The 12,395-nt window shown below is 33.8% G+C and carries 5 protein-coding genes; 4 read left to right on the top strand and 1 reads right to left on the bottom strand.

The genetic code is table 11. From position 1 onward, the window contains the following. Together HH304_RS08985 and HH304_RS21240 are read left to right on the top strand one after the other, a co-directional pair. Window positions 1-468: a hypothetical protein gene (locus HH304_RS08985; RefSeq protein ID WP_169680556.1), complete on the top strand. Its 468-nt coding sequence runs from the start codon at window positions 1-3 to the stop codon at window positions 466-468. Between the two features lies 1 nt (window position 469). After that, complete coding sequence (locus HH304_RS21240) at window positions 470-5,659, top strand: DUF6443 domain-containing protein (protein WP_271711565.1); 5,190 nt, start codon at window positions 470-472, stop codon at window positions 5,657-5,659. Between the two features lie 567 nt (window positions 5,660-6,226). Here HH304_RS21240 and HH304_RS08975 read toward each other — a convergent pair. After that, window positions 6,227-7,195 carry an IS110 family RNA-guided transposase gene (locus tag HH304_RS08975; protein ID WP_169680554.1) on the bottom strand — a complete coding sequence of 323 codons (969 nt, stop codon included), beginning with the start codon at window positions 7,193-7,195 and terminating at the stop codon, window positions 6,227-6,229. 553 nt (window positions 7,196-7,748) lie between these two features. Here HH304_RS08975 and HH304_RS08970 point away from each other — a divergent pair. Beyond that, complete coding sequence (locus HH304_RS08970) at window positions 7,749-9,392, top strand: hypothetical protein (RefSeq protein ID WP_169680552.1); 1,644 nt, start codon at window positions 7,749-7,751, stop codon at window positions 9,390-9,392. Between the two features lie 748 nt (window positions 9,393-10,140). Further along, the gene (locus tag HH304_RS08965; protein ID WP_169680550.1) at window positions 10,141-11,625 is read left to right on the top strand and encodes a flavin monoamine oxidase family protein; all 1,485 of its coding nucleotides are present in this window, start codon (window positions 10,141-10,143) and stop codon (window positions 11,623-11,625) included. Window positions 11,626-12,395 lie beyond the last annotated feature (770 nt).

The raw sequence follows: 12,395 nt of genomic DNA, 5'->3' as shown, positions 1-12,395 counted from the left end.
ATGAATCACAATCCATTAATTATAAATGTTTTTAGGAAATCTTTTCTATGCATTTTATTCTTTTTTATAATATTCGGATTTCAATCTATTGGTCAGAATCAATCAATTGTAGGCCAATGGAAAATAAATATACAGATGATCATTGAATATAATGGTTCCAACTTAAAGAATAGACTTGATACCGTAAACATTAGTTTAAGAGAAAGGGCTATTAAAAGTTTAGAAGGTAGAAAGTATGATTTTAAATCGAATGGTAATTTAAGTGCGGAAATAATAGGGCCAAATGGAGTTAACATAATTGGTAAAGGAACATATTTATTCTCAGAAGCCAATAGTTTAATTATTGAAATAGAGGGTAATGAATACAAATTTAATATTGAATTTTTAAATGAAAACTCAATTAAACTAACCTCTTTGAATTCGAATCAAGATACTCTTTTTCCTCAAATATTTTTAACTCGCCTTTGAAATGAAGCAACAGATATTATTCATATTAATCTATTTTATATTTATACCTTTAAAAGCGCAAATTTCAGCTCGAGTAATAGAAGAGCCAATTGAAGGTGGTGGAAATACATTTATTTTCATCGATGGTAAGAGTACAGTTAAATTGAATGAAAGTACTTCCTACAATATACTTGGAAATTATAATAATTTTTCTTGGATCGCTTCAAAAGGGCAGGTAACCTCGAGTTCTAATAGTTCATGTACGGTGAGATGGACATCTTTGGGTTCTGGAAAAATAGAATATTACGCTGAAGATTTTTTTAATAATTACTATGGAGTAAAGAATGTAACGATTGAATCTACTGGTCCTCCAACTCCAAATGCTAATTTCACTATAAGTAAATCTTGTGGTTCTACTACTATAGAAAGATCATACCTGTCTTCAAGTAACGATTATGACTGGTACTGGCAAACTTCTTCTACCGGAACTTCTACTTTAAATAAAACATCAAGTTACACAATATCTTCAACTAAGAAGGTTTACTTAAGGGCGAGAAGAAAAGTTTATCCATATGACTGGAGTAATAATTCACAATACGCTGGTAACATTGGCGTTTCCACCTTGGCACCACAAGCTCCAAATGATAATGAATTTAAGTTTATTGGTGAAGGAGTGTATGAAATATCAACCAATTCCGTAACTATGGCTGATAATTATAAATGGTATGATATCAATGGTATTCAAATAGGAGAATCAAGTTCTCCTAAAGTAAATGTGAATTTAAATTCTTCTACTCAATATAAGGTTTCTTCATTTAATGGTTGTGAAAGTATTAAAGCTGAAATTTTGGTTGATTTAGCTCCACTACCAGTAATTTCATGTTTAAACAATGGGATAAACATGGGGCAAGAAGAAACTTTAAAGCTAAACTATCTATATGATAAATATACCTGGAAGGATGAAACAGGAAATATTGTTAGTACAAATTCAACGTATTTAACAAAGGTTCCAGGAATTTATAGTGTAATAGTAGAATATGGAAATACAATAAAGGAAGTTTCTTTTACACTTGAGGATAAGCTGTCTGGTTATAATGAAAATATGATTGTTACCGATTTTATAAAGGTTGATGGGGTATTAGAGAAGGAGGATGTTCCTTATTTAACAAATAAGGGAACTATTAGGACAATTCTATATTTCGATGGCCTTGGAAGACCTATTCAACAAGTTGCTCAACAAGCTTCTCCTCAGGAAGAAGATATCGTAACTATTATTGAATATGATCAGTTTGGCAGACAAGCAAAGAATTATTTGCCTTTCGTTTCAGGTAATGATGCTGTTGTAAAAGCAGACGCCTTATCAAAACAAACAACCTTTTATTCAACAAGAAATGGAGTTTATAACAATGGCGTAAAGACAGATAATGCTCCTTATAGTGAGGTGGTTTTTGAAGCAAATCCGTTAAATCGCCCATTTAAACAAGGAGCTCCGGGAACTGCATTTCAACCGAATGCATTAACTGGTGTATACGATACAAATGATCATTCTGTAAAGTTTGAATACCTGATCAATGAGAGTTCAGATGCTGTCATTGATTGGAGTATTGAAACTGTTGTGACAATACCAACTAAGAATGCTATATATCAAGCTGGAGAACTAGTTAAGAATGTCACACTAGATGAACAAGGCAAACGTGTTATTGAATTCACCAATAAACTAGGGCAAACAATACTTCAAAGGGTTCAGGCAGTGGATAATTTATCTTCAAACTGGGTGAATGGTGAATGGGCAGAGACATATTATGTTTACGACGTCTTTGGTAATCTTCGGGTAGTAATTCCACCTCAAGCTGTAAAAAAACTTAATAATGGAGCAGCATTGACTCAGTCCTTTTTAAATGATTGGGCATTTCAATATAAGTATGACAGCCGCCAACGAATGACCGAGAAAAAAGTGCCTGGTTCAGGGTGGGTTTATATGGTATATGATGATCGTGATCGTTTAGTGTTGACTCAGGACGCCAATCAAAGAAATAGAAAGGAATGGTTATTTACGAAATATGATCAACTTAACAGACCTGTATTAACCGGGATTTATAACAATAGTGCTATTGGTCAAAGTGCAATACAAGGTATAGTAGATGAATTCTATGAAAATAACCCTTCAAATTATTATGAGTCCAGAGGCACTACAATACATGGGTATACTAATATTTCCTTCCCACAAGTAAGTGTTGGGTCTAAATACCTGATGGTAACCTATTATGATGATTATTCTTTTCAAGGATATGCAAAGTATCCATTTCAGAATAATGAATTAAATTCTTCATATAATGATAGAGTGAAAGGTCAGATAACTGCATCAAAAACTCGTTCTATTAATAATGCAAATCAGTGGTATTATACTGTTAATTATTATGATGATAAGTATCGGGTTATTCAAACCCATATGGATAATCATCTTGGGGAAACTGATATTATTAATACTGAATATGATTTCATTGGTCAGGTACTAAAAACAAATATGATTCATAATAATGGAACTAATACAATTACGATTAATGAATCATACAACTATGATCATGCAGGTAGGTTACTTTCGACTATTCATCAGGTAAATGATGAGACACCGGTAGAGTTAGCATCGAATAATTATAATTCGTTGGGTGAATTAATTGAGAAGAATTTACATAAAAGACAAGGAGAAAGCACTTACCTTCAATCAGTTGACTTCAGATATAATATTCGTGGATGGTTAACTTCCATAAATGATGCAACCTTAGGTAACAAGGATAATAATCCTGATGATTCAAATGATCTATCTGATCTTTTTGGAATGAACCTAGGCTATAACGAATCAATTGGCACGGGTGTTGATCCAACGTTATTGCAATTCAATGGTAATATCAGTGCAATGAAATGGAATTCTGTAACCAAAGGTTCAGAGATGTCATATGATTACACTTATGATGCAATGAATCGAATTAAAAAAGCTGATTCAGATATTGATGGAATAGCGAAGGCTTATAATCTTGATGCTATAACATACGACCTTAATGGTAATATTCTTTCATTGAACAGAATGGATGGCAAAGGAGTTGGGATGGATCTTTTGACCTATACATATGCAAAAGGTAACCAATTAAGCAAGGTTTCAGATAGTGGTACAGAAGAAGGATTTAAAGATGGAACTAATACCTCTAATGATTATGTATATGATGCCAATGGTAACATGACTGTAGATCGTAATAAAGGAATTACCAAGATTACCTATAACCATCTAAACCTACCTGTGCAAATTTGGTTTGATGCAACAGGGACTAAAAAGATTGTCTATACCTATGATGCTGCAGGAATAAAACTTCAAAAACGAGTTTTTGAAAATAATGTGGTCATAAAGACAACTGATTATATTGGCGGGATGATCTATGAAAATGGAAAGCTACAACAATTAGCCCACGCTGAAGGACGAATTGTATCTGATACATTACCTGATGAATCGGTACAGTTTAAATACCAATACCATCATAAAGATCATTTGGGTAATGTTAGAACGACTTATGGTGAAACTAATCAGACGGATGTCTATTTGGCAACAATGGAAACAGAAAGTGGAGTTGCAGAACGGGAAGAAAGCCAGTTTGGTAACCTTGGGGCCAGGGAAGTTTCAAATCTGGGAAACACAACTTCGCAACAAACATATCTTGATCACGGGTTAGAACCATTACCTGTAGATCAAATTGGAGAAGCATTAAAGCTAAATTATCAAAACCCGATAGGTAGTACAATAGCAATTACAGTAGATCCGGGAGATGTTGTTAATATCTCGGCACAAGGATTTCATGAAAACTTGCCAAATGGAGATAATGGACTTAACCCGGCCACTTTAATCGATCTATTGATTGCTGCTTATAATCCGGCAGCCACAGGAATTGGTGAATCTTCTTCGCAGATTACAGAAGCATTTAATTCTGCCGGAGCTACTGCTTTTATTGGTCAGGGTAATTCTACAGGACCGGGAGCATATTTGAACTATTTATACTTTGATACAGACTTTAAGTTTGTTTCAGGAGGATTTATCGGACTTGATGCCAACCAAAAGAATATGGCATTTGCGCCATTAGAATTTAATCAGACTGGTTATCTTTATGTGTACACCAGTTACGAAAGTTCTAATACATCGTGGAGAGTATACTTTGATGACGTTCGAATAGAAGTAAACAAAAAAATAGAAATCATCCAGAGCGAAGATTACTATCCCTTTGGTTTAACCTTTAATGAATACAACAGGAAGAGTTTTAGAGAGAATAAGTTCCTTTACAATGGCAAAGAACTCCAGGATGACTTCGATCTAAATTGGATGGATTATGGGGCTAGGACATATTATCCTGAAATAGGTAGATGGAATCAATTGGATCCTTTAGCCGAATTAAGGGAGAATAATAATCCATATAACTATGTGCAAAATAATCCTTTAAATAGGATTGATCCTACCGGAAATATAGATGATTGGGTAAAAGATTCTAGAGGTAATGTTGTTTGGGATGCAAATGTGACTTCAAAAAATGATGTAGATCTAGGAGGAAGAGAATACTTAGGTAAAACAGGTACAGGAATTAATGAAGAAAATGGAAATTTAATAACATATAATTCAGATGGAACAACATCCGAGTCATCTTCATCGTACGGGGAGTTTACAATGGAATCAACTAAGACAGATTTTGATTTTGTAATAGAAAACAATATTATGGTAAAATGGGATGATATTGGGAATAACAATAATGATCCATATAGGAGTATAGAGAAATATCAGCTTGATATAGATGGGACTAAGGAGTATTTTGAAAGTTTAGTAAATCTTCATGGTGAATTTAATGAGATTTATTCAAATGCAGCTTTATTATTTGGTACTGGAGTTTATTTAAGCGATGAAATTTTGAAATATAAGGGAAAGAAAACAATGCCTGGGTCATTATTTATAGTAGGTTTTTTAGCTTCTCTTGAATCTATGAAGCATGGTTATTTAAAAGATGAATATAATAAACTTCATATAGAATATTTAAATTCATTAATCTCAGGAAAGAGTAATAGTGGACTTTGGGTTATTACAGATTTTAAGACTAAAGTGTCTGGTGGTGCAGCTACTCATAGTATGACTCATAAGATTTATATTCCTAATGGGCCATTGGTACATACAATAACAAAATTTTAGGTTTAATTGAAAAAAGCACTTATAATAACTATTTTTTTTGATTTAATAGCTTTAATATTAAATATAATTGAGTATGAAAAAGCATTTTCAATTAATTTTGTTGTGTGTTTTTTTATTTTAATTATACTTATTTCCAAATTAAGGAGGATGAAATATTATTATAAATTATCTTTTGTTTTTTTTCTTTTATTATTAATTATGTTAATATTAAGTTATAGTAATTCTCAAATACATAAAATGCTTCTTTTTTAAATATTTTATAATGAAATACCTCCATGGTAAGTAGTTTACCGATAGCGTAACTACGAACGTTAAATGAAAAGCTTGGATTGTATCCCGGGCATTATAACGAGAAAATAAATAGAAACCAAAAGCCTCTGTTAGATCAGGGGCTTTTTTAATTAAAGTTAATTAGAATTTACTGCATTAAACTGACAGATATTTCACTGATTTTTTAGATGTGAAAATAAATCATTAGAGGTCTTATTATTATAAATATCTCTCTGTAAACAAGAGTCATACCGTTCAATATGAACTGTGTACAAACGCAAGTAAACCCTCCAAATTTTATTTTGAAATTAGCACACTTACAAAAGCCGGATTATATTTCATATTGTTCTTTACAATAGCAAAGGACTGTTTTATTAATTTGTTTGCTGCTGCTATTAATGCTAATCGATGACTTTTCCCTTTCGATCTCAATCGTTCATATAGCTCCTTACAAGCCTTATTGCATTTAATAGCTGATCTTGCTGCCATATACAGTGTTTTTCTGACTTTAGACATCCCCATCTTACATATTTTTGATTTCCCATAAACACTAGATCCAGACTGAAATATTCTTGGTGCTAACCCAAAATATGATATCACCTGTTTATAACTTTCAAATGACTCAAAACCATTGGTCATAATTAATAGTAAAGCTGCACTTTTGGGTCCAATACCAGGAATTGTTTGCAAGTTTTGATATACCTGCCCATAAGCATCTTCAAGTAGCTTCTGAACTTCTTTTTCTACCTGCCTTATTCTAGTGTCATAATCTTGAATTTCTATTTTTAATTGCCTTCTTAGCTGATTAGTGATTTGACCACTACATTCAAAGGCATGAAGTTGACTATTAGCTACTGCTCTTCTACGTATTAATCCCTCTGAATAAGAGTTTAGCTGCTGAATTTTAAAGTGCAAGGCTGAAGGTGGTTCCCAGAGCTTTGGCTTTTCAACCTGACCATATTGAGCAATTACTAATGCATCTTTTCGGTCAGTTTTAGCCCTAATCATCCTCATTTGAGAAAATCGTTTGATCACTAATGGGTTAATAATGGATACATTTACTTTATTTTCATACAAGAATAAAGCTAAAGGAAGATAATAAGGTCCTGTGGCTTCCATAACAACTAAATGCGAATCTTTTACCTTTTTTAGGAACGACTTAAATCCTTTTAAATCATTACTAAATAATCCTTCAAAAACAACCTGGTCATCATTTAACATAACAACATCAAAAATGTCTTTACTACAATCAATACCTGTGATCATTTTTTTATTAGATTTGGTTAGGGAAAATAGCAGGTTCTTACACTTGTCTTATCAATCGTATAAACAGGCTTTATGCCTATTGAACTGTACAAGATCAATGTAAGAGAGAGAAGGGGACAAGCATATCGAAGAGTCTTTTAGACTAATGACGCATCAGTGTCTTACTCCTTCTCCCTGCTTTACTTAAACAAAATATTCTTCTGTATTCTTATTAGCAAATAGCTTAGAGTAAACTTACGATGACGAATAGAGTGGTGTTTTTTGATTTTGATGGCTAATGATAGGGGGCATAGAATGCTACCGTAACTTTAGACTTTTGATGAAAAGCAGGGATTGTATCCTGGTCATGATAACGATATAATTCTTGAAATTATTATTGAAGCCTTCGGATTTTTTTCGGAGGCTTTTTTGATTGTCTGAATTTAAATTTTCCAGATTTTAGGATTAACAGGATGATTATTTTTTTACTTTTGACAATTATTTAGGATCAAGAGATCCATTTTTTATACTTTTTAAGTAATAAACAACTATTACAATTAACAGGAATTAAATAATGAAGAGAGGAGTAATTTTTACAGTAATATTATTGCTGAATTTTTTAGCCATTAATGCCCAGGTTAAATCCAGTTTTGCTGATATTCAGTGGGGGAGTTCCCAAAAGGTTAAGAAAGGGTTAACCATGCGTAATGTAGTGGGGGATGATGAGGAAAATATCTATATCCTTAATTCAAACAGGCCACTTTATTCGATTGATGGAACTATATCTTTTGTGTCTTCACGCGATGAATTGGTAAAGTACAATAAAGATCTTCAGTTTAAAAAGGCTGAATTAATTGAACCGGAAATTGATGGAAACAAATCTGACTATGAAGATTTATTTCAGTTTGGAGGTAAATTAGTATTATTATCGAGTTATAGGAGCCCGGATACGGATAACAGGGTGCTTGCCGCTCAGACTATTGATAAAGAAACTCTATTACCGGAGAAATCATATAAAAAATTATCAGAAATCGATTCTAAGAAATTTAGCTGGAAGATTGGATTTTTTAACTACACTCTTTCCAGAGATAGCTCAAAGCTTTTTGTTTACTATAAGAAGCCTCAAAAGAATAACGAAAATGATGCTTTTGGTATGCATGTCTATGATACAGACTTGAATGAACTTTGGCATGAAGAGATTGAGCTTCCATATACTGAAAAGATGTTTTATGTGAAAGATTTAATTGTGGATAATGAAGGTAATGCCCATGTTCTTGGTGTTTTGTTCGAAGAAGAAGGTCTGCTAGGAGGTGTTAAAACAAAAAAGAATGGGAAAGCTAATTACCACTATAGAATATTAAGTTTTTATCAAAGAGGTAAAGTAATTGAAAATTACAAAATTGAAGTTGGTGATCACTTTCTGAATGATTTGCAGATTATGGTAGATAATCAGATGAATATTATTTGTTCTGGTTTTTACTCAAATAAAGAGTCAAGAAATATTAAAGGAGTTTATTATTCGCGAATCAATTCAAAGACTAAAAAGACCGATATAGAAACATTTGAAGATTTTAGTACTGAACTACTTTCAAAAGAAGCAACCGACCGTAAGAAAGATGCTCTGGAAAAAAAGGATAAAAAAGGAAAAGATGAAGAACTAGAGGATTTTGATATTGACAAAGTGATCTTAAAAGAAGATGGTGGGCTAGTTTTATTTGCAGAAAAGTTTTTTACAAGAACACATACATCAAGTAATGGAAATGGCGGATATACTACAAGAACGTCGTATCATTTTGATGATATTTTGGCTATAAGTCTGGATTCGCAGGGCAAAGTTCTATGGTCTAATCTAATAGAAAAATCTCAAAGTGGTCTTTTTTATTCTTCCTATAATGTTGCTATAGTTGAAGACCGAACCTATGTACTGTATAATGAGCATGAAAAAAATCTTAACAGGATCAAGGATGATCCTTATGTTAGTTTTTTTGGATGGAAAAGTTGGAATGCAACGTTAACAGAAATAGACTCAAAAGGGAATATGAAAGGAGAAGTGTTATTTAACTGTAATGATATTGGTGTTATAAATGTACCGATTGTTTCTTCACAGATTTCTTCAAATGAGATGATAATATTTAATTTTAGAAGGAGTATGTCATCTTTGGCTAAGCTTACTTTCAAAACAAGGAAAAAGGATAGCAAAGGGAATCTGGTTTATTGAAAGATGTGCTATTAATTAAAAATATTGAAGCCTCCAGATTATTTCCGGGGGCTTTTTTTTTATTTTAATAACGTAGTAGGGGCGTAGCATGCTACGCCCCTACTACGTTATTAAAATTTTTGATATTTGATATTTATTGTGTAGAACCCTTATCATAAGATCTATTACTTAAATTTAAAGATTTAAAATCCATCGATAGAACACCCGGATTTCAAATCCGGAAGAGCATAAAAAGAGATCTATAACAATCGACCTTGTTTAGCGCAACGTAACGAGGTTGTTTGAGTACTGCGTTTACAACGCAGATTTTTGACTATGGCATTACAAATACTAACCTCACACATCCTCCTTTCAAACGAGGACGATTAACTCCAACACACTCTTTATTTACTATCGGGAAAGTCATTTCGAATATCAAATAATTCATTAATATTTGATATTCATAACCTAAAATATAGACTCATCGAAGTTTTGTTATGTGAGAAATCTCATGATCAGACTAATAAGATTTGTTTACATCCATAATCATAAATGAAAAGTCAAAACCAATGCAATAATGTTCATAACCATTTTGAAAGTCATAAATAGGATCTAAGATCCGTATTTATAGATTTCATATCCGGAAGCGCATGAACTATAACTTCAAACTAATACAATTGCCTAATTCCTATAATTTGTGGCTATTTTTTAGTATTTTCTAATACCTTCTGAATCCCATATTAATAAGTTACCAAAACTACATACTGTTATGTCACACCATGATTATAATAAATCCAGAAGGGCATTTATGACAAAAGTCGCTTCAGGAGTAGGGGCATTGACTACCTTTTCCCTTGTTCCCTGGAATCTCGAATCTGAACCATCAATTATTGGTAAATCATTATCACCAAAAGAGGTCATTGTTATTGGTGCCGGACTATCCGGACTGGCTGCTGCATGGGAGCTCAAACAGGCCGGTCACAAAGTTACAGTTCTCGAAGCCCGGTCAGTGGCCGGAGGAAGAGTGAAAACACTCAAGCAGCCTTTTGCTGATGGATTAACAGCCGAAGCAGGTGGTTATATGTTTTCCGAGGCTTACTCCACTGCAAATAAACTTATCGGAGAACTGGGACTGATTAAAAAGCCTGTTCAATTTCCAACAGGAGGCACTGCCTATTATCTGGCAGGTAAAAGAATGGTCGCCAGTGCAAATTCTAATGTACTTCCGTTTGGTCTAACGAATGAAGAAGCTCAGCTTGGTCCTTTCGGGCTTGTAAAAAAATATATTATTGATACTCTCCCAACCGATATATCTAATCCTGATAACTGGTCAAACCCTGAAGTTCTAGCCCTTGATAAAATGTCTGTGACCCAATACCTCAAAAAGCAGGGAGCGAGTCAGGGAGTAATTGATTTGTTAAAAACAACACAATATTACGCTACCGCACCCGATAAAACGTCTATGCTGGCTGTGGCTAAATCTGATTTTGGCCTTTTTATGGGAGGGGCTCCTTTTATGCTGGAAGGAGGAAATGATAGTCTCCCATTAAAAATGGCTGAGAAGATGAATGATATCATCCATTATGGGGTTCAGGTTACACATATTAACTCATCTGCTGATGGAGTCAGTGTAAAAGCTAACCGTGCAGGACATGAAATGAACTTTAATGGTAAATACATTATATGTACGCTTCCGTGTACGGTAATGAGAGGTGTGAAATTTGAGCCGGGATTATCTTCAGGGAAGAAAAAGGCAATTGAAGAGTATCCGTACCTGAAAATCACCCGCGCCTATGCACAGGTTTCCAATGCCTATTGGAAAAAAGATGATGTAGGTGGTATGGCTTATACTGACAAATCTGCATTTGTGTATACTCATCCTACCTATAAGTCTTTTACCTATGATGATCGCTGTATTCTTGAAGCTTATATGGATGGTGATGAATCGATAAAAGTGGGCAAAATGGCAAAAGATGGAGTGATTGGTCATGCTCTAAACCTTTTGAATAGTGTACAGCCGGGCTTGATGGATTATTATGAAGGAGGAGCAGTCAAGGACTGGACCTATGATCCGTTTTCATTAGGAGGTCCATCATGGGCCGGACCGGGAGATATGTCTGCACATTTATCTAATCTACAATCTCCGGAAGGTAGGATATTCTTTGCTGGTGAACATACAACTGTGCTAAGAAGTACCATGGAAGGCGCTTTGAGATCAGGTATCCGGGCAGCAAAAAATGTAAATGATGCTTGATTGAAATATTTTCGAATTATATTTTAATCGTCTTGTAGGGGTGTAGCATGCTACACCCCTACAAGACGATTAAAATTTTGTGTCAATGGATTTTTGTTATTTTGAGCTTTTATAAAAATATCAATGAGCAGGATTTTTGTATTGCAAATCATGAAGCACTGAAGGCGATTATCTCATACATACTCATTTTCTTCTATGTAGAAAGTCATTTCGAACATCATATGATTCGTTAATATTTCATGTTAAATACCCAAATATTGATTCATAGGAGATTGATTATGTGAGAAATCTCATGATCAGATTACAAATCCGGAAGAGGGTAAAAAGAGAGCTATAACAATCGACCTTGTTTAGCGCAGCATAACGAGGTTGTCTGAGCACTGCGTTTGTAACGCAGGTTTTTGACTATGGTATTACAAATGCCAACCTCAGACATCCTCCTTACAAACGAGGACGATTAACGCCCACACACTTTTTATTTGCGATCTAGAAATTCATTTCGAATATCATTTACTTCATAAATGCTTGATGTATAAATCCTAAAATATAGACTTATCGAAGTATAGTTATGTGAGAAATCTCATGATCAGATTACAAATCCGGAAGAGGGTAAAAAGAGAGCTATAATAATCGACCTTGTTTAGCGCAGCGTAACGAGGTTGTCTGAGCACTGCGTTTGTAACGCAGGTTTTTGACTATGGTATTACAAATGCCAACCTCAGACATCCTCCTTACAAACGAGGACGATTAACTCCCACACACTCTTTATT

The sequence above is a fragment of the Marinigracilibium pacificum genome, from assembly GCF_012926615.1.
GTDB classification, from domain to species: domain Bacteria; phylum Bacteroidota; class Bacteroidia; order Cytophagales; family Cyclobacteriaceae; genus Mangrovivirga; species Mangrovivirga pacifica.
Note: the sequence above shows the minus strand (reverse complement) of the source record. Positions and strands in the feature narration are given on the sequence as shown.